Genomic DNA, 18,444 nt, shown 5'->3' with positions numbered 1-18,444 from the left:
AGGTTTCTCCTCAAACCTGCGGCTTGAAACGGGCGGTCGCCATCGCCTCGGCCAGCTGCGGCGGGATCTCCGGCACCCGGGCTATCGCGTCGAGCAGCGTGTGCGCGCACGCGTCGGCGAGCCGGTCGGCTTCCAGGCTCTGGTCCATGATCCGTTGACGGCAGATTTCGAAGGTGAAAGCCAGCCAGCCGTGCAGGATCACCCGCAGGTCGCGCTCCACTTCCGGCTCCAGCGCGGCCTGCCCGGGGATCCCCCCCACGACCTCGCCGATGCGGGTCATCACGTGTTCCATCTGACGGTTCTTGGCTTCGTCGTCGATGCCGAGCAGGACCGGGTCAGACCGGCCGAGCCCGACGTAGGCCGCCCACGCCGCTTCCGGGTTCTGTTCGTGGTAGGCCATGTAGGCCAGTACGCCGGTCCGGATCTCCTCGAACATCGTCATGCCCGGCGACGGCTGGGTGTTGGTCGCGGCGTACAGCCGGTCGGCCTCGTCCTTGACGACGGCGGCGAAGAACGCGCGCTTGTCCGGGAAATAGTGGTACATCAACGCACGCGACACCCCGGCGCGCTCGGCGATCTCGTCGATCCGCACCTCGTCGTAGGGTCGCTTGCCGAAGACTTCCGCCCCCAGTGCGAGGAGTTCAGCGCGTCGATCCTCGGGGGATAACCGCCTCCTGGCTGTCGCCATAAGCAGAGATAGTACCTACGGGTAATAAGCGCTTCGGTACAACGGAGCAATCTGCTCGCGCTCGGTGGCTGCGCCGCCCGCGACTGTGAGCTGCGACGCACGCGTTTGTCGTGCCTGATCAGCGGGTATTGCAACCTTCTAGTTGTTGGGCGCAGGAACTATTGAGGTGCTCCGATGCAAAAGGCGCATGAAGGATTGCGTGGGGATCGCCTGGGGCAGGCGGACAGCGAAGTGCATGCCGCGGTCCGGTTCGCCGTGCTCGCCGCCGCCGCCGGGGTGGGATTTCTGGTCTTGGCCGCGTTGTGGGTGAGCACCTGCCCGGGGGTGAGCGTCGACACCGTCGCGTGCGGCGTGCCGGAGCGCGCCACGCTGGCTGTGATCGGGCCGTTGATTCTGCTGGCCGCTGGGATCTGGGCGTTCTTGCGGACCTACCGGGTATGGCGCGACCACGGCGTCTGGTGGGCCTGGCATGGCGTCGGCTGGTTCTTGCTGACGCTGATGGCGCTGACGCTTTCCCTCGGTGTCGCGCCGGTTTCTGGCCCGGTCCTCGCCCTCTAAATAAATGTGATCTGGCTCTCCCTAAGTGGTGCCCGGAGTTCTACCGTTGGTGGTAATGCCTGGTAATGGCAGACGGCGTAGAGAAACCACAGGAGGAGCCATGGGGGACACTTTTCGTGACCCCGTCGACCATTTGCGGACGACGCGGCCACTTGCCGGCGAATCGCTTATCGACGTCCTGCACTGGCCCGGCTACCTCTTGGTCGTGGCCGGGGTGATCGGTGGCGTGGCGTCCCTCGCCGCCTTCGGCAGCGGCCACTACTCCGAGGGGATGACGGCCGGCATGGTCGCGGTCGTCCTCACCGTCTGCGGCCTGGTGTGGCTGGCCATCGAACACCGCCGGATCCGGCGGATCGCCGACCGTTGGTACGCCGAGCACCCCGAAGTGCGGCGGCAACGACTCGCCAGCTGAGGGGACCCGGCAACCCCGCTGCGACAGCCGCGTGTCCGCCGGAAATGTGAGCGATTCTGGGTTTTGCGCTCTCCGGCGACGGGAATCAGTTGTACACCATGATGAGTACCGGCAGTCTTTCGTCAGCGTGGTTACCCCATCATGGGGGACGCAAGCATGACAGCAACCACATAGACACTTACCGCAACCACGAGAAACACGACCGAAAGAACCCCACCGACAGCGGCGAGGGACGCGATGCGGCCCGCTCGGGCTGTGTCGGTTACGTCTGTCCCGCCGACAACTGGTTGAATACCCGGTGGCGATCATGACCAACCGGCTCGACCCCGTGGTCCAGAGCGGACCGCAAGCCGGCTCCGCAGACCGGACCCTGGCCAGGGGCAGCGTCGGTCGAATATTGCCGGGAGGCCACATGACCGATGCGGATCAGCGCAGTGACGGGCGCCAACGCGGTTACCGCGCCGTCGAATTGACTGTCGCTGCACGCCTGGAGAACCTGGCGATGCTGCGCACCCTGGTCGGTGCCATCGGCACCTTCGAAGACTTGGACTTCGACGCCGTTGCGGATCTGCGGCTGGCCGTCGACGAGGTGTGCACGCGCTTGATCCGCTCGGCGACCCCCGGCGCCAAACTGACCCTGGTGGTCGACCCGCGAGAGGACGAGCTCGTGGTCGAGGCCTCCGCCGCCTGCGACACACACGACGTCGTGGCGCCGGGCAGCTTCAGTTGGCATGTCCTGACCTCCCTGGCCGATGACGTCCAGACCTTCCACGACGGTCGCCAGCCTGATGCAACGGGAAGCGTCTTCGGCATCTCGTTGACGGCGCGACGGGCGGCCCCCAGTAAGTGACGGCCAGTTGACTGAGCAAACTGCCGGCGGTTCCAACACGCGACCTAATGAATACGCCGATGTCCCGGAGATGTTCCGCGAGCTGACAGCTTTTCCTGCCGGTTCGCCGGAATTTCAGCGGCACCAAGACAAGATCGTCGAACGGTGCCTGCCGCTCGCCGATCACATCGCGCGCCGATTCGAGGGCCGCGGTGAGCCACGCGACGACCTCATCCAGGTCGCGCGGGTGGGATTGGTGAATGCCGTCGTCCGGTTCGACGTCGAAACCGGTTCGGACTTCGTTTCTTTCGCGGTGCCGACCATCATGGGTGAGGTCCGGCGCCACTTCCGCGACAACAGCTGGTCGGTCAAGGTTCCGCGGCGGCTCAAGGAGCTGCACCTGCGGCTGGGGACCGCAACAGCAGAGTTGTCGCAGCGGTTGGGCCGGGCGCCCACCGCCACCGAACTCGCCGCGGAGTTGGGTATGGACCGGGCCGAAGTGGTCGAGGGCCTGGTCGCCGGCAGCTCCTACAACACCCTGTCGATCGACAGCGGCGGAGGCAACGAGGACGACGACGCCCGCGCCATCGCCGACACCCTCGGTGACGTGGACGCGGGACTGGACCGGATCGAGAACCGGGAGGCACTGCGTCCGTTGCTCGAGGCGCTGCCGGAACGTGAGCGAATGGTGTTGGTGCTCAGGTTCTTCGAGTCGATGACCCAGACGCAGATCGCAGAGCGGGTGGGCATCTCACAGATGCACGTGTCCCGGCTGCTGGCGAAATCGCTAGCCCGACTCCGGGACCAGCTGGAGTGAAATAGCTTCGTCGGGATCGGGCGCCGTTGCCGATTCCGCGACCGGCAGCACGCCGTCCGGGTCGCAGAGGCGCAGCAGTCGCGCGACGGCGCGGCTGGGCCGCATCGCCCAGCGCACATCGGCTGCCGAGCAGGCGACGTTGATCCGGTGCAGTGCCGAAAATCCTGCTGTACCGATGAAGGTCACACCGGCCAGGTCCAGGGTCAGCCAGCGCTGATCCTTGATACAGCGGGCGACGTACTCAGCGAATTGGTCGGCGTTGGCGGCGTCCAGTTCACCTTCGGCGGCGACGACACCGTTTGAAGCTGCCCAGCGGGCTTTGAATTCCGGGGGTGGGGCTTTGGCCCATGGCTGTGTCACAGACATTGTGAATCCCATCAGTCGACGAACGTTCGAGCTGTGGATCACATCGAGTGTGCGAGAAGCCGTGTTTGAATGGCGATCCGGAAAGATCTGCGGAGGGAATTCACCCGCGACCCTGACGCACGTACAGGACGTAATTTCCAGGTGGCTGTGAACTCAACCTGTCACGAACCCTACCCTCGGTGGGCTGGGGGCGCCAGGTTTGAGTTCAGCGTCACTTGATTTCGGCGAGCACCGTGCCCTGGGTGATGGCGGCGCCGGGCTCGACGGCCAGGCCGGTGATGGTGCCGTCCTTGTGCGCGGTGACCGGGTTCTCCATCTTCATCGCCTCGAGAACCACTATTAGGTCGCCGGCGGAAACCTGCTGGCCTTCCTCAACAGCGACTTTCACGACGGTGCCCTGCATCGGAGCCGTCACCGCGTCGCCGGACGCGGTCGCTCCCGAATGCGCACCGCGCTTGCGCGGCTTGGGCTTGCGCCGCACCACCCCGACCGCGTCGGGCGCACCGGTGGACAGTGCCAGGTCGCCGGGCAGCGAGACCTCGAGCCGTCGGCCGTTGACCTCCACGACCACGGTCTGGCGAGGCCGGGACTCGTCTTCGTCGATGGGCTCGCCACCGGTGAATGGCTCGATGGTGTTGTTCCACTCCGTCTCGATCCAACGGGTGTGCACGGTGAAGCCGTCGTCGTCACCGATGAACGCCGGGTCCGACACCACGGCACGGTGGAACGGGATGACGGTGGCCAGGCCCTCGACCTGGAACTCGTCCAGCGCGCGGCGTGCCCGAGCGAGCGCCTCGGTGCGGTCGGCGCCGTAGACGATCAGCTTGGCCAGCATCGAGTCGAACTGCCCGCCGATCACCGAGCCGGTTTCTACGCCGGAGTCCAGCCGCACCCCCGGGCCGCTGGGCGGGTCAAACTTGGTCACCGGACCGGGGGCGGGCAGGAAGCCGCGGCCGGCGTCCTCGCCGTTGATGCGGAACTCGATGGCGTGCCCGCGCGGCGTCGGGTCCTCGGTGATGTCGAGCTTGTCACCGTTGGCGATCTTGAACTGCTGCAGCACCAGGTCGATGCCGGCCGTCTCCTCGGTGACGGGGTGCTCCACCTGCAACCGGGTGTTGACCTCGAGGAACGAGATGAGCCCGTCCTGGCCGACCAGGTATTCGACGGTGCCGGCGCCGTAGTAATGCGCCTCCTTGCAGATCCGCTTGGCCGACTCGTGGATTTCCTTGCGCTGGGCGTCGGTCAGGAACGGTGCGGGCGCCTCCTCGACGAGCTTCTGGAAGCGGCGCTGCAGCGAGCAGTCGCGGGTGCCGGCGACGACCACGTTGCCGTGCTGGTCGGCGATCACCTGGGCTTCGACGTGCCGCGGCTTGTCCAGGTAGCGCTCGACGAAGCACTCGCCACGGCCGAACGCGGCAACGGCCTCACGGGTCGCCGACTCGAACAGCTCAGGGATCTCCTCGATCGAGCGGGCCACCTTCATGCCGCGACCGCCGCCACCGAACGCCGCCTTGATCGCGATCGGCACGCCGTACTCCTTGGCGAACGCGACGACCTCGTCGGCGTCCTTGACCGGTTCGGGGGTGCCGGGCACCAGCGGGGCCTGTGCACGGGCGGCGATGTGGCGGGCGGTGACCTTGTCGCCCAGGTCGCGGATCGACTGCGGGCTGGGCCCGATCCAGATCAGTCCGGCGTCGAGCACGGCCTGCGCGAAATCGGCGTTCTCGGAGAGGAAGCCGTAGCCGGGGTGGATGGCGTTGGCGCCGGACTTGGCTGCCGCGTCGAGCAGCTTCGCGAAGTCCAGGTAGGACTCGGCCGAGGTCTGGCCGCCAAGGGCGAACGCCTCGTCGGCGAGCCGCACATGAGGTGCCTCGGCGTCCGGTTCGGCATACACGGCCACGCTGGCCAGGCCTGCGTCCCGTGCCGCCCGGATCACCCGGACTGCAATCTCGCCGCGATTAGCGACGAGAACCTTCGAGATCCTCGAGTTGGGCACTGCGCCTCCTGTATGGCCGGACGTCGTCGTCTCTAAGAGAATTTCTTACAAGTCTGTCGGGGGAAGTTTATGCGCCGCGCCGTCGGCCCGGTCAGGCGGTTCCCCCTTGGGCGCCTTCGCGCAGGCGGCGCTTGATTCGTGCCAGCATGGCCGACATGCCACGCAGCCGCAGGGGGCTGATCAACGCTCCCAGGCCCAGCTCCGTGTAGAAATCCTCGGGCACCGCCAGGATCGCCGCGGCCGGTTGCTGGTCGAGTCCGGCCGCCAGGATCGAGGCGAAGCCGCGGGTGGTGGGCGCTTCGGCCGGCGCGCTGAAGTGCAACCGCACCCGGTCGGGATCGCTGGCGTCGACATGCAGGAACAGCGGCGACTGGCACTCCGGAACCGGTTCCATGGCGGCCTCGGCCATATCGGACGGGAGCGCCGGAAGCTCGTTCGCGAACTCCAGCAATAGCTGAAGTTTGTCCTGGCCCTGGACGTCGGCGAAGTCGGACACCACCTCGGCCAGCGGCGCGGGCATACCCATCAGCCGGGCACCGCTCCGGGTTCGCTACCGGCGACGATCGGCACCCGCACGGTGTTGCCCCACTCCGTCCACGAGCCGTCGTAGTTGCGCACCCCCGGCTTGCCCAGCAGGTGGGTCAGCACGAACCAGGTGTGACTGGACCGCTCGCCGATCCGGCAGTAGACGATGGTCTTGTCGTCCGGCGTGACGAAGTCATAGAGCTGTTCCAGCTCGTCGCGGCTACGGAACCGACCGTTCTCGTCGGCGGCCTTGCCCCACGGGATGGACCGCGCGGTGGGAATGTGGCCGCCGCGCAGCGCCCCTTCCTCGGGGTAGTCGGGCATGTGGGTGCGTTTGCCGGTGTACTCGTCGGGTGAGCGCACGTCGATCAGCGGCTGGCTGCCCAGCGACGCCAGCACGTCATCCTTGAACGCGCGGATGGGGGCGTCGTTGCGCTCCACGACGGGGTAGCCGGTGGAGGTCTTGGTCGGGACGTCCAGCGTGGTGTCGCGGCGCTCGGAGAGCCACAGGTCCCGCCCGCCGTTGAGCAGGCGCACATCCGGGTGGCCGAACAGGGTGAACACCCACAGCGCATAGGCCGCCCACCAGTTGCTCTTGTCGCCGTAGATCACCACCGTGTCGTCGCGGGAGATGCCTTTGCTGTCCATCAGCGCGGCGAACTGCTCGCCGTTGATGTAGTCGCGCACGCGCGGGTCGTTCAGGTCGGTATGCCAATCGATCTTGACGGCCCCCGGGATGTGACCGACGTCGTAAAGCAGCACGTCCTCGTCCGATTCGACGATGGCCAGACCGGGCGCGCCGATATGGGCGGACAACCAGTCAGCGGTGACGAGCCGTTCGGGATGGGCGTAGCCCGAGAGGGTGGGACTTGGATCTGGGGGTAGCGGCACGCCTAAAGCCTACTCAGTGCTTGCGTACCACCCGCTCGGGCTGGCCCGGCTTCCAGACGGTGATGTCGAGGTGGTCGTCTTGGACTTCGACCGCTGACGCGCCGGTGATGTCGACGCCGATGAGGTCGAACTCCTGATCGCGCAGATCAAGCCCGATCTCGTCGAACAGTGCCGCGGCGAAACGCCGGTGCAACTCGCCGTAGGGAACGACATACGCCCGGCCCCACAGCTTCGCGTCACCCTCGGTAACCGCGGTGTCCACGGTCGCGGTGTGCAGGCACAGGCGTGGATCTCGTTGCAGATCACGGTATTTGGTGGTGTTCGGCATTCCGGTGATCCACAGCTGGTCTTCGAAGATACGCGGCTCCATCGGGCTGATTCGCGGGTACCCGTCCGACCGCAAGGTGGCCAGCATGCACAGATTGCCTGTCGCGCGGTGGCGGCGGCGGAAAACGGCCGCGATGCGCGGCGCGGCGGCGGCGAATTCGGCCCAGGTGATCACGTCACTCCTCCTCTGGTTGGCGCTGCGGGGCGTCGAGCGTGGGCCTCCGGTAGGAGATCGGGACGATTTTGCTGCGTGAGCCCCACGCTCGGCGCACGTTCATCAAGCGGATCCACCATTGCCGGCCCATAAGGCCGCCACCGACAGCCCACAGCCCGCCAACAGAGCGCGCAGCAGCGGCAGGCTCACCCCGATCACCGTCGACGGGTCACCGTCGACGCCGTCAATGAACCAGCCGCCCAGGCCGTCCAGGGTGAAGCCGCCGGCGACGCTCAACGGCTCGCCGCTGGCCAGGTAGGCCTCGAGATCGGGCTGCGACGGCTGGCCGAAACGGACCGTGGTGATCGACGTTTGCGCAGCCAGATGCACGACGCGGTGGTCGCGGATAAGGATCAGACAGTGCCCGGTGTGCAGGTGGCCGGTGCGGCCGGCCATCGACTGCCATTGGCGCCGCGCCGCCTCGATCGAGCCGGGCTTGCCGCACAGCCCGCCGTCCAGGTAGAGCATCGAGTCGCAGCCCAGCACCACGCAATCCCCGGTGACATCGGAGCCACGGTCGAGCAGCGTGGCCGTCACGTGTTCGGCCTTGGCGCGGGCCAAGGCGCGCACCACCTCATCGGGCGCGGCGTCGGGCCCCAGCGCGGCCATCAGTTCGTCTTCGTCGACGCCGGACACCAGCACCAGCGGGTTCACGCCGGCCTGGCGGAGCACGGTGAGTCGACCGGAGGAGGCCGACCCGAGCACCAGCCGCGTCATCGACGCATGTGCACCATTTCCTGCAGGGTGATGCGTTGCCAGCTGTAGACGGGATAGCGCAACTTGTCCACCGGCAGCCCCCAGCGGGCGGGCTCGGGCGGGGGCGGTGCGGTTCCGCCGCCGATCGTGCCGAGGACGGCGATCAGCGCGCCCAGTTCCTCGACGGTCGGTTCACCCCTGAGGACCTGGATGTGCGGCTCATGCGGCTGCGGAGCCTCGGGGGCTTCGGCTGCTTCGGCCGTCACGTCCGTCACCTCGCTCACAGCGGGATGTTCCCATGCTTCTTCGGCGGCAACTGCGCGATCTTGCGTTCCAGCAGCCGCAGCGCCGTCCCGATGTACCCACGCGTGTACGAGGGCGGAATCACCGCATCGACATACCCGCGCTCGGCAGCGATGTAAGGGTTGACCAGGGTGTCCTCGTACTCCTGCTGCAGTTGCAGGCGAAGCGCCTCGACATCCTCGCCGGCCTGGGCCGCTTCCTTCAGCTTCTGCCGGTACACGAACCCGACCGCCCCGGAGGCGCCCATCACCGCGATCTGGGCGGTGGGCCAGGCCAGGTTGACGTCGCAGCCCATGTCCTTGGATCCCATGACGCAGTACGCGCCGCCGTAGGCCTTGCGGGTGATGACGGTGATCTTCGGGACCGTCGCCTCGCCGTAGGCGTAGAGGAGTTTGGCGCCGCGCCGGATGATGCCGTTGTATTCCTGGCCCGTGCCGGGCAGGAAGCCCGGGACGTCGACGAGCATCACGATCGGGATGTTGAAGCAGTCGCAGGTCCGCACGAACCGGGCCGCCTTTTCCGAGGCGTTGATGTCCAGGCAGCCGGCGAAGTGCGTCGGCTGGTTGGCGACGATGCCGACCGGGCGGCCCTCGATACGGCCGAACCCGACGACGATGTTCTGCGCGTAGCCCGCCTGGATTTCCAGAAACTCGTCGTCGTCGAGGATGCGGGTGATCACCTCGTGCATGTCGTAGGGCTGGTTGGGCGAATCCGGGATCAGCGTGTCCAGCTCGAGGTCTTCGTCGGTCAGGTTGTCCTCGATCGCGCCGACCGGCAGCGGGGCCGGTTCGCGCGGCGGGTCGGTGGCGTTGTTGGGCGGCAGGTAGCTGAGCAGTTCCCGCACGTATTCGAACGCGTCCTGCTCACCGGATGCGACGTAGTGCAGCGTCCCGGACTTGGCCATGTGGGTGTGGGCGCCGCCCAGTTCCTCCATGGTGACGTCCTCGCCCGTGACGGTCTTGATCACGTCGGGTCCGGTGATGAACATCTGGCTGGTCTGGTCGACCATGATCACGAAGTCGGTAAGCGCGGGGGAGTAGACGTGCCCACCGGCCGCGGCGCCCATGATCAGCGAGATCTGCGGGATGACGCCGGACGCGAGGATGTTGTTGCGGAAAATCCGGCTGTACAGGCCGAGCGAGACGACGCCTTCCTGAATGCGGGCTCCGGCACCGTCGTTGATGCCGATCAGCGGCCGACCGGTTTTGATGGCCAGGTCCTGCACCTTGACGATCTTCTCGCCGTACACCTCGCCGAGGCTGCCGCCGAACACGGTGGCGTCCTGGCTGAAGATGCACACGTCGCGACCGTCGATGGTGCCGTAGCCGGTGACGACGCCGTCGCCGACCGGACGGTTCTTTTCTAGCCCGAAGTTGGTGCTGCGGTGCTTGGCCAGCGCGTCGAGCTCGACGAACGAATCCTCGTCCAGCAGCGCGGTAATGCGTTCGCGCGCCGTCAGCTTGCCCTTGGCGTGGACCTTGTCAACGGCGGCCTCACCGACCGGGTGCAGCGACTCTTCCCGGCGCTTGTGCAGTTCGGCCAGCTTGCCTGCGGTGGTGTGAATGTCAATGACGTGCTCGCCTGCAGGTTCTGCGGTATGGGCAGAGTGGTCGGTAACGCTTGTCATGGGAGTCGATGTTATCGGCAACGCCACCGGACCCTTCGGTGGCCCTTAAAGAGTCCTTAAGTAGTCTCCGCTGATGGGCGCCCGTCAGGCCGTGGAGTGGACCGAAGAACACGACGTGCTGGTCGCTGGTTCCGGCGGCGGAGGCGTGACCGGCGCCTATACCGCCGCCCGCGAGGGCCTCGACGTGCTGCTTGTCGAAGCGACCGACAAGTTCGGGGGCACCACCGCGTATTCGGGCGGCGGCGGGGTGTGGTTCCCGTGCAATCCGGTCCTGATCCGGACCGGTAACTGGGGCGGTATCGAAGACACCATCGAAGACGCGCTGACCTATTACCGCGCAGTGGTCGGCGATCGCACGCCACGAGAACTACAAGAAACCTACGTCCGCGGCGGTGCCCCGCTGGTCGAATACCTCGAGCAGGATCCTGACCTCAAATTCGTCCCGTTGCCGTGGCCCGACTACTACGGCAAGGCACCCAAGGCCCGTCTGGACGGTCAACGGCACATCGCGGCGAAGCCGCTCAAAGTCGCGGCCGCGCCCGAGCTGCGGGACGCGATCCGCGGGCCGCTGGACACCGACCGGCTCGGCGCGCCCACTCCGCCCGACTACTACATCGGCGGTCGCGCCTTGATCGCACGCTTCCTCAAAGCCATCGCCCAGTACCCGAACGCGACGCTACGCCGCCACACCGCGCTGGTCGATCTCGTGGTCGACGGAGGCAAGGTGGTGGGCGCCGTCGTCGAGAACGCGGGCCAACGCACCGCGATCCGTACCCGACGGGGTGTCCTGTTGGCGGCCGGCGGTTTCGAAAGCAACGAAGACCTGCGCCGCCAGTACGGCGTGCCCGGCGTGGCCCGGGACACGATGGGTGGTCCCGGCAGCCGCGGTCTGGCGTTGCAGGCAGGCATCGCGGCCGGCGCCGACACCGACCTGCTGGATCAGGCGTGGTGGTCACCGGGCATGACCCATCCCGACGGCCGCTCGGCGTTTGCGCTGTGGTTCACCGGCGGCATCTTCGTCAGCCAGGACGGCAACCGGTTCGTCAACGAGTCGCGCGCCTACGACCGGGCCGGCCGCGAGATCATCGCCCAGCTGCAGGACGGGTCGGTGACACTGCCGTACTGGATGATCTACGACGACCGGGAGGGCGAGGTACCGCCGGTCAAGGCTGCCAACGTGTCCATCGTCGAAACGCAGAAGTATGTGGACGCCGGGCTGTGGCACACCGCTGACACCCTTGAGGAACTGGCCGGCAAGATCGGTGTGCCGCCTGATGCGCTGGTGGCCACGGTCGCCCGGTTCAACGGCTTCGCCGCTACGGGCGTCGACGAGGACTTCGGCCGCGGCGACGAGGCGTTCGACCGCGCGTTTTCCGGCGGCGCCTCCCCGCTGGTGCCGATCGACCGGCCGCCGTTTCATGCCGCGGCGTTCGGCATCTCGGACCTGGGCACCAAGGGCGGCTTGCGCACCGACGCCGCCGCCCGGGTGCTGGACCGCTCGGGCCACCCCATCCCCGGCCTGTACGCGGCCGGCAACACCATGGCAGCGCCCAGCGGCACGGCGTATCCGGGCGGGGGTAACCCGATCGGCACCAGCATGCTGTTCAGTCATTTGGCGGTACGGGACATGCTGGGACGCGCGCCGGGTCTTTAAGCTTGCCGGGTGACCGACCGCGATCAGCTCCCACCGCCGATCGACGAGTCCGCCCTGCGCGCCGAGGTGATCGGCGACTCGTCGTACTGGCGGCAACTCGACGTCGTTGCCGAAACCGGCTCCACCAACGCCGACCTGCTGGCGCGGGCAGCGTCCGGTGCCGATATCGACGGCGCGGTGTTGATCGCCGAGCACCAGACCGCCGGGCGGGGCCGGCACGGCCGTGGCTGGTCGGCGTCGCCCCGGGCGCAGATCACCATGTCGGTCGGGGTGCGGGTGGACGACGTCCCGGCCGCGGCGTGGGGATGGCTGTCGCTGGCCACCGGCCTGGCAGTGGTCGACTCGGTTGCCGGGGTCAGCACCGTCGAGGCGGGCCTGAAGTGGCCTAACGACGTGCTGGCCAACGGTGCCAAGTTGGCCGGCATCCTGGCCGAGGTCGCGCGCCCCTTCGCGGTGATCGGGGTAGGCCTCAACGTCACCGGGGTTCCCGCGGACGTCGAGGGGCCCGGTGCCACCTCGCTGCTGGACCAGGGCGTCGCGAACCCCGACCGGACGGTGCTGACCTGCCGGCTGTTGCGCGAACTGGGGGACCGCATCGCGGCCTGGCGTGTTGCGTCGGGAGCCGACTCCCGGTTGGCCAATGATTACCGGGCCCGCAGCCTGACCATCGGCTCCCGGGTGCGCGCCGAGTTGCCGGGCGGTCAGGCTCTGGTCGGTATCGCCCGCGATATCGACGAACAGGGCCGGCTTTGCCTGGAAACCTGGGATCCCAACGACGCGAGCAAATCGGGCCAGACGGTGGTGTCCGCCGGCGACGTCGTGCATCTGCGCTGAAATCCGCGCTGCGGGCTTCCACCGGCGATTAAGGTCACGGAATGAGCTATCCGGACAACGCCCTGGCCGCCGGTGAGAAAGTGGTGCTGCATCGCCATCCGCACTGGAAGCGGCTGATCCTGCCGATCGTGGTGCTGATCCTGCTGACCGGACTGGCTGCCCTGGGGACGGGGTTCGTCGAGTCCACCCAGTGGCAGCCGATGGCGAAGAAAATTCTGTACGGCGTGATCTGGGGGATCTGGCTGATCATCATCGGCTGGCTGACGGTCTGGCCGTTCCTCACGTGGTTGACCACGCATTTTGTGGTTACCAACCGGCGCGTGATGTACCGGCACGGCGTGCTGACCCGCAACGGCATCGACATCCCGTTGGCCCGGATCAACAGCGTGGAATTCCGTGACCGGATCTCCGAACGGATGTTCCGGACCGGGACGCTGATTATCGAGTCGGCGTCACAAGACCCGTTGGAGTTCTACAACATTCCGCGCCTGCGCGAGGTGCACGCGCTGCTGTATCACGAAGTCTTCGACACCCTGGGCTCGGAGGAGTCGCCGAGCTGAGACCCCGCCCGGCTCGTCGCCCGGCTGGCCCGACGGTTGCGCCACGCCCGCAGCACCGTGACGTTTGTGTCCGGAAAGCCACCCTCTATCGCGTCCTCGAAGACCTCGGCGATCCCGCCCGCCGTCAGCGCGGACTCCAGCGCCTTGTCCGGGTTGCGCGCGAACTGGTCGGGGAAGACCCAGCGCCGAAACGCCCAGAACCGGAACGCCATCTGAAGCAGATTCCCGATGATGTAGGCCGACAAAAAGTCGGCCAGGTTTTCCACCGTCAGGGTCACGTTGGGAACGCGCAGCTGCAGGACGTAGCTGGAGAACCACAGCGGCGCCATGCTCAGCAGCACGCCGACGCCGCTGAACGCGAAGAACAGCAGCGCTTCGTGGTGACGCTCGCGCCCACCGCGGTCCCGGAAACTCCACTCCCGATTCAGCACATACGACGCGATGACCGCGACGATGCCGGCGATCACCTTGGCGGTGACCGGCTTGGGTTCAAGAATTGTCAGCTTCAGCGTGTAGAAAATTGCTGAGTCGATGATGAATGTGGTGCCGCCGACGATGGCGAATTTGATCAGCTCATGGTGGCGCATCGCGAAGGGTTGAAGGACCCCGGGGAGGCGCGCAATTGTGGCATCGGCAAAGGACACAGTGCGCCAGTCTACGGTTGATCTCGAAACCGGCGCAAAATGGTACATAACGATTTGGCGGCCTAGCCGGCAAACACGCCGGTCAAGCGCCGTGACAACATGATTGCCGTGCCGAGTCCCCGCACCCCACTCGTCGCCATGGTCGGCGGCGGCCAACTGGCCCGAATGACCCATCAAGCCGCCATCGCCCTGGGGCAGAGCCTGCGTGTGCTGGCAAACTCCGCCGACGAGCCCGCCGCCCAGGTTTCCCCGGACGTGGTGATCGGGTCGCACACCGATTTGGAGGACCTGCGCCGGGTGGCGGCGGGAGCCAACGTGCTCACATTCGACCACGAGCACGTGCCGCCCGAACTGCTGGACAAGCTGGTCGCCGAGGGCATCAATGTGGCCCCGCCACCACAGGCGTTGCTGCATGCCCAGGACAAGCTGGTGATGCGGCGGCGGCTGGAGGAACTCGGCGCGCCGGTGCCGCGGTACCTGGGCATCGAGAGCGCCGAACGCATCGACGAGCTGAACGCATTCGCCGCGACCGTCGGCGTTCCGATCGTGGTCAAGGCCACCAGGGGCGGCTACGACGGCAAAGGCGTGCGGGTTGCCGACGACGTAGCGCAGGCGCGTGACATCGCCCGCGACTACCTGGCCGGCGGCGTCCCGGCGCTGATCGAGGAGCGGGTGGAATTGCGGCGGGAGCTCTCGGCGCTGGTGGCCCGCTCACCGTTCGGTCAGGGTGCGGCATGGCCGGTGGTGGAGACCGTGCAACGCGACGGTATCTGCGTCCAGGTGATCGCCCCGGCTCCTGACCTGCCCGAAGACGTGGCCGCCGAGGCCCAGCGGCTGGCGTTGCGGCTGGCCGGCGAACTGGGTGTGGTCGGGGTGCTCGCAGTGGAGCTGTTCGAGACGGCCGATGGTTCGCTGCTGGTCAACGAGCTGGCGATGCGGCCGCACAATTCCGGGCACTGGACCATGGACGGGTCGCTGACCAGCCAATTCGAGCAGCATTTGCGGGCGGTGCTGGACTATCCGCTCGGTCATACCGACGCGGTGGCGCCGGTTACCGTGATGGCCAACGTGCTGGGGGCCGCGCAGGAACCGGTCATGACCGTCGACGAGCGCCTGCACCACCTGTTCGCCCGGATGCCCGACGCCCGGGTCCACCTGTACGGCAAGACCGAGCGTCCCGGCCGCAAGGTGGGCCACATCAACTTCGTCGGCACGGATATCGCGGACGCGCAGGATCTGACGAGCCTGCGGGAACGTGCCGAGCTGGCGGCACACTGGTTGTCACATGCTGAGTGGACGGATGGATGGGATCCGCACGCCGGCGACGATGCAGAGCGAAGCGATGAGGAGGGGCGGCGTTGATGGTCCACGCCGGCGACGATGCAGAGCGAAGCGATGAGGAGGAGCGGCGTAATGCCTGATTCGCCCCGCGTCGGGGTCATCATGGGCAGCGACAGCGACTGGACGGTGATGCAGGACGCCGCCGCGGCGCTCGCCGAATTCGACATCCCGCACGAGGTGCGGGTGGTGTCCGCCCACCGCACGCCGGCGGTGATGTTCGACTACGCCCGGACGGCCGCCGACCGGGGCCTTGAAGTGATCATCGCCGGCGCGGGGGGAGCCGCGCACCTGCCCGGCATGGTCGCCGCCGCGACGCCGTTGCCGGTGATCGGGGTGCCGGTGCCGCTGGCGCGCCTGGACGGTCTGGACTCGCTGCTGTCGATCGTGCAGATGCCGGCCGGGGTGCCGGTGGCCACGGTGTCCATCGGCGGCGCCCGCAACGCCGGCCTGTTGGCGGTGCGGATGCTGGGGTCATCCGACCCGGAACTGCTGGCCCGGGTGGTGGCGTTCCAGGATCAGCTGGCCGAGACGGTTGCGGCCAAGGATGCGGCGTTACAACAGCTGCAGGGTAAAGTTACCCGCGAGTAGCAAGAGACTAGGAGGTCTCAAAATGGCTGGATGGGCCGGAAATCCGTCGTTCGATCTGTTCCAACTGCCCGAAGAGCACCAGGAGCTGCGGGCCGCGATCCGCGCGCTGGCGGAGAAGGAGATCGCCCCGCACGCCGCCGACGTCGACGAGAACTCGCGGTTCCCGCAGGAGGCGCTGGATGCGTTGAACGCCTCGGGCTTCAACGCCGTGCACGTGCCCGAGGAGTACGGCGGGCAGGGTGCGGACTCGGTGGCGGCGTGCATCGTCATCGAGGAGGTCGCCAGGGTCGACACCTCGGCGTCGCTGATCCCCGCCGTCAACAAGCTGGGCACCATGGGCCTGATCCTGCGTGGCTCGGACGAGCTGAAGAAGCAGGTGCTGCCGCAGGTTGCCGACGGCACGGCGATGGCCTCCTACGCGCTGAGTGAGCGGGAGGCAGGTTCGGACGCCGCTTCCATGCGTACCCGCGCCAAGGCCGACGGCGACGACTGGATCCTCAACGGCGCAAAAGCCTGGATCACCAACGGCGGCAAGTCATCCTGGTACACGGTGATGGCCGTGACAGATCCGGACAAGGGCGCCAACGGCATCTCGGCGTTCATGGTGCACATCGATGACGAGGGCTTCGTCGTTGGTCCCAAGGAGCGCAAGCTGGGCATCAAGGGTTCGCCCACCACCGAGTTGTATTTCGAGAACTGCCGAATCCCGGGCGACCGGATCATCGGTGAGCCCGGCACCGGCTTCAAGACGGCGCTCGCCACTTTGGACCACACCCGTCCCACCATCGGCGCCCAAGCCGTGGGTATCGCGCAGGGCGCCGTGGATGCGGCGATCGCATACACCAAGGACCGCAAGCAGTTTGGCCAGTCGATCAGTAATTTTCAGGCGGTGCAGTTCATGATCGCCGACATGGCGATGAAGGTTGAGGCGGCCCGGCTCATGGTCTACTCGGCGGCGGCGCGGGCTGAGCGCGGTGAGGGCAATCTGGGATTCATCTCGGCCGCCTCGAAGTGTCTGGCTTCCGATGTGGCCATGGAGGTCACCACCGACGCCGTGCAGTTGTTCGGCGGCGCCGGCTATACCGCCGACTTCCCCGTCGAGCGGATGATGCGCGACGCCAAGATCACCCAGATCTACGAGGGCACCAACCAGATCCAGCGGGTTGTGATGTCGCGCGCATTACTGCGCTGACTTTCCCGAACAGGACCGTAAAAGCCAGCCCACCGCTTAGGATCCTGCTGACCAGGTCCACGCGATTGAGCCACCAGTCGGGATGGTCGGCTACGCGTTCCGGACATGGAGTTTCCGGCTGCCCAGGAGGGTGTGAGGTGATCGGAACTTGACGTCGGTAGGTGATTCCGTTGCCCCGGCGCCCAGCTGGCAGTCGTTGTCCCTTTTATTGGTCGAAGATGACCGAGCCGACGCGGTACTCGTCGAAGATTTGATCGCCGATGCCGTCGCCGACATCGAGGTGGTCTGGGCGCAGTCGATCGCGCACGCCGAGCGCATGCTGGCCTCCGCCCGTCCCGACTGCGTGCTGCTCGACCTCAACCTGCCGGACGCCAACGGGATCGACGCCCTCGATCGCATCCTCAAAAGCGATTCCACCGTCCCCATCGTCGTGCTGACCGGCCTCAACGATGAATACTTCGGCGCTTCCGCGGTGGCCGCCGGCGCGCAGGATTATTTGGTCAAGGGGCGTGTCGAGCCGGAGATGCTGCGGCGGGCGCTGCTCTATGCGATTGAACGCAAGCGTGCCGAACTGATCGCCGCCGACCTGCAGGCCAGCCAGGTCCGCGCCCGCGAGAACGCACTGCTGGAACGTGGACTGCTGCCTTCGCCGCTGCTGCTGGACAACCCGGGCGTCGAAATCGTCACTCGGTACCGGCCAAGCCGGGAGAACGCTTTGCTGTGCGGCGATTTTTACGATGTCGTGCAGACCCCTGACCGGGTCACCCATGTGCTGATCGGTGATGTCGCCGGACACGGCCCTGACGAGGCCGCGCTGGGGGCGGCGCTGCGGATCGCCTGGCGGACACTGACTTTCGCCGGTATCCATGGCGCGGCACAGATGAAGCAACTGGATCGGCTGCTGCACGCCGAGCGTGCGGAGAACGGTGTCTTCGCCACCGTGCTGAGCCTGGCCATCCCGGCCGGTCCGCCCAACTCCTATCCGGTCAGGGCGGTCCGCGCGGGTCACCCGGGGATGCTGTTGCACGGTGCCGGCACCGTGGACTGGCTGGAGCCGCCCTACGGGCCGGCGCTGGGGCTGCAGGGCGACGACTGGCCGCAACACGAGCTGGTGCTGCCCGCGGGCTGCGGGTTGTTGCTGCTGACGGACGGGCTTTTCGAGGGCTACTCCGGCCAAGGAAACCGACGCCTCGGTGAAGACGGACTGCTCGCACTGGCACGCAGCCACGCACATTTGCCCGGGCCGCAGTTCGTCGACGCGTTGATCGACGGTGCCCAGCAACTGGCGCAGAGCCACGGCGGGCTGACCGACGACATTGCCGTGGTCCGGGTGGAGCGGACCCAAACGTGAGAAGCGACGCGTCGGGCTCGCTGGACAAGCC

The 18,444-nt window shown here is 67.1% G+C and carries 20 protein-coding genes and 1 pseudogene; 11 read left to right on the top strand and 10 right to left on the bottom strand.

The features are described 5' to 3' along the window. Positions 1–10: 10 nt before the first annotated feature. The gene (locus tag A5645_RS14575) at positions 11–688 is read right to left on the bottom strand and encodes a TetR/AcrR family transcriptional regulator (protein ID WP_065037360.1); all 678 of its coding nucleotides are present in this window, start codon (positions 686–688) and stop codon (positions 11–13) included. A 174-nt stretch (positions 689–862) separates the two neighbouring features. Between A5645_RS14575 and A5645_RS14570 the strand changes: the two genes are divergently transcribed. The 4 genes from A5645_RS14570 (at position 863) to A5645_RS14555 (ending at position 3,304) form a co-directional block, all read left to right on the top strand. After that, positions 863–1,246 (top strand): hypothetical protein, encoded by a 384-nt coding sequence (locus tag A5645_RS14570; protein WP_065130032.1) that lies wholly within the window; start codon positions 863–865, stop codon positions 1,244–1,246. 100 nt (positions 1,247–1,346) lie between these two features. Next, positions 1,347–1,658, top strand: coding sequence for a protein UsfY (usfY, locus tag A5645_RS14565; protein WP_065037358.1), 312 nt, complete (start codon positions 1,347–1,349; stop codon positions 1,656–1,658). A gap of 412 nt (positions 1,659–2,070) precedes the next feature. Then, on the top strand, positions 2,071–2,508 hold the full coding sequence (locus A5645_RS14560; RefSeq protein WP_065037388.1) for an ATP-binding protein: 438 nt from the start codon (positions 2,071–2,073) through the stop codon (positions 2,506–2,508). A 7-nt stretch (positions 2,509–2,515) separates the two neighbouring features. Continuing rightward, on the top strand, positions 2,516–3,304 hold the full coding sequence (locus A5645_RS14555; protein WP_065037357.1) for an RNA polymerase sigma factor SigF: 789 nt from the start codon (positions 2,516–2,518) through the stop codon (positions 3,302–3,304). Here A5645_RS14555 and A5645_RS14550 read toward each other — a convergent pair. The 8 genes and pseudogenes from A5645_RS14550 to A5645_RS14515 all read right to left on the bottom strand — a co-directional run bounded on the left by A5645_RS14550 (position 3,275) and on the right by A5645_RS14515 (position 10,249). Then, complete coding sequence (locus A5645_RS14550; RefSeq protein ID WP_231123272.1) at positions 3,275–3,670, bottom strand: STAS domain-containing protein; 396 nt, start codon at positions 3,668–3,670, stop codon at positions 3,275–3,277. The genes A5645_RS14555 and A5645_RS14550 overlap by 30 nt on opposite strands. A gap of 211 nt (positions 3,671–3,881) precedes the next feature. Continuing rightward, positions 3,882–5,666: an acetyl/propionyl/methylcrotonyl-CoA carboxylase subunit alpha gene (locus tag A5645_RS14545; protein WP_065037356.1), complete on the bottom strand. Its 1,785-nt coding sequence runs from the start codon at positions 5,664–5,666 to the stop codon at positions 3,882–3,884. 91 nt (positions 5,667–5,757) lie between these two features. Continuing rightward, positions 5,758–6,192 carry a SufE family protein gene (locus A5645_RS14540; protein WP_065130030.1) on the bottom strand — a complete coding sequence of 145 codons (435 nt, stop codon included), beginning with the start codon at positions 6,190–6,192 and terminating at the stop codon, positions 5,758–5,760. After that, entirely contained in the window at positions 6,192–7,082 is an 891-nt protein-coding gene (locus A5645_RS14535; RefSeq protein WP_065037354.1) for a sulfurtransferase, read from the bottom strand. The genes A5645_RS14540 and A5645_RS14535 overlap by 1 nt, the downstream gene beginning before the upstream one ends. Positions 7,083–7,095: 13 nt before the next feature. Next, positions 7,096–7,584, bottom strand: coding sequence for a pyridoxamine 5'-phosphate oxidase family protein (locus tag A5645_RS14530; RefSeq protein WP_065037353.1), 489 nt, complete (start codon positions 7,582–7,584; stop codon positions 7,096–7,098). A gap of 102 nt (positions 7,585–7,686) precedes the next feature. Next, positions 7,687–8,340, bottom strand: coding sequence for a Maf family protein (locus A5645_RS14525; protein ID WP_065130028.1), 654 nt, complete (start codon positions 8,338–8,340; stop codon positions 7,687–7,689). Continuing rightward, positions 8,337–8,552 (bottom strand): annotated as a pseudogene (locus A5645_RS14520) (acyl-CoA carboxylase subunit epsilon); the annotation flags it as partial. The gene A5645_RS14525 and the pseudogene A5645_RS14520, both read right to left, overlap by 4 nt. A 47-nt stretch (positions 8,553–8,599) precedes the next feature. Further along, complete coding sequence (locus A5645_RS14515; protein ID WP_065130024.1) at positions 8,600–10,249, bottom strand: acyl-CoA carboxylase subunit beta; 1,650 nt, start codon at positions 10,247–10,249, stop codon at positions 8,600–8,602. Positions 10,250–10,322: 73 nt separating this feature from the next. Between A5645_RS14515 and A5645_RS14510 the strand changes: the two genes are divergently transcribed. Genes A5645_RS14510 through A5645_RS14500 form a run of 3 tightly spaced genes read left to right on the top strand, consistent with a single transcriptional unit; the run spans position 10,323 to position 13,297 of the window. Beyond that, on the top strand, positions 10,323–11,903 hold the full coding sequence (locus tag A5645_RS14510; RefSeq protein ID WP_065130022.1) for an FAD-binding protein: 1,581 nt from the start codon (positions 10,323–10,325) through the stop codon (positions 11,901–11,903). Between the two features lie 9 nt (positions 11,904–11,912). Next, positions 11,913–12,737: a biotin--[acetyl-CoA-carboxylase] ligase gene (locus A5645_RS14505; RefSeq protein WP_065130020.1), complete on the top strand. Its 825-nt coding sequence runs from the start codon at positions 11,913–11,915 to the stop codon at positions 12,735–12,737. Between the two features lie 41 nt (positions 12,738–12,778). After that, positions 12,779–13,297 carry a PH domain-containing protein gene (locus A5645_RS14500; RefSeq protein WP_065037347.1) on the top strand — a complete coding sequence of 173 codons (519 nt, stop codon included), beginning with the start codon at positions 12,779–12,781 and terminating at the stop codon, positions 13,295–13,297. Here A5645_RS14500 and A5645_RS14495 read toward each other — a convergent pair. Further along, positions 13,252–13,941 carry a GtrA family protein gene (locus A5645_RS14495; protein ID WP_065037346.1) on the bottom strand — a complete coding sequence of 230 codons (690 nt, stop codon included), beginning with the start codon at positions 13,939–13,941 and terminating at the stop codon, positions 13,252–13,254. The genes A5645_RS14500 and A5645_RS14495 overlap by 46 nt on opposite strands. 99 nt (positions 13,942–14,040) lie before the next feature. Between A5645_RS14495 and A5645_RS14490 the strand changes: the two genes are divergently transcribed. The 4 genes from A5645_RS14490 to A5645_RS14475 all read left to right on the top strand — a co-directional run bounded on the left by A5645_RS14490 (position 14,041) and on the right by A5645_RS14475 (position 18,413). After that, positions 14,041–15,303, top strand: coding sequence for a 5-(carboxyamino)imidazole ribonucleotide synthase (locus A5645_RS14490; RefSeq protein ID WP_065130018.1), 1,263 nt, complete (start codon positions 14,041–14,043; stop codon positions 15,301–15,303). A gap of 51 nt (positions 15,304–15,354) precedes the next feature. Further along, positions 15,355–15,870, top strand: coding sequence for a 5-(carboxyamino)imidazole ribonucleotide mutase (gene purE / locus A5645_RS14485; RefSeq protein ID WP_065037344.1), 516 nt, complete (start codon positions 15,355–15,357; stop codon positions 15,868–15,870). A gap of 22 nt (positions 15,871–15,892) precedes the next feature. Then, positions 15,893–17,062, top strand: a complete 1,170-nt coding sequence (locus A5645_RS14480; protein ID WP_065037343.1) for an acyl-CoA dehydrogenase — start codon at positions 15,893–15,895, stop codon at positions 17,060–17,062. Positions 17,063–17,258: 196 nt separating this feature from the next. Continuing rightward, a complete protein-coding gene (locus A5645_RS14475; protein WP_065130016.1) occupies positions 17,259–18,413 on the top strand; it encodes a PP2C family protein-serine/threonine phosphatase in 1,155 nt (384 codons plus the stop codon). The last annotated feature ends 31 nt before the right edge of the window (positions 18,414–18,444 follow it).

The sequence above is a fragment of the Mycobacterium asiaticum genome (genome assembly GCF_001673635.1).
GTDB lineage: Bacteria > Actinomycetota > Actinomycetes > Mycobacteriales > Mycobacteriaceae > Mycobacterium > Mycobacterium asiaticum_C.
Note: the sequence above shows the minus strand (reverse complement) of the source record. Positions and strands in the feature narration are given on the sequence as shown.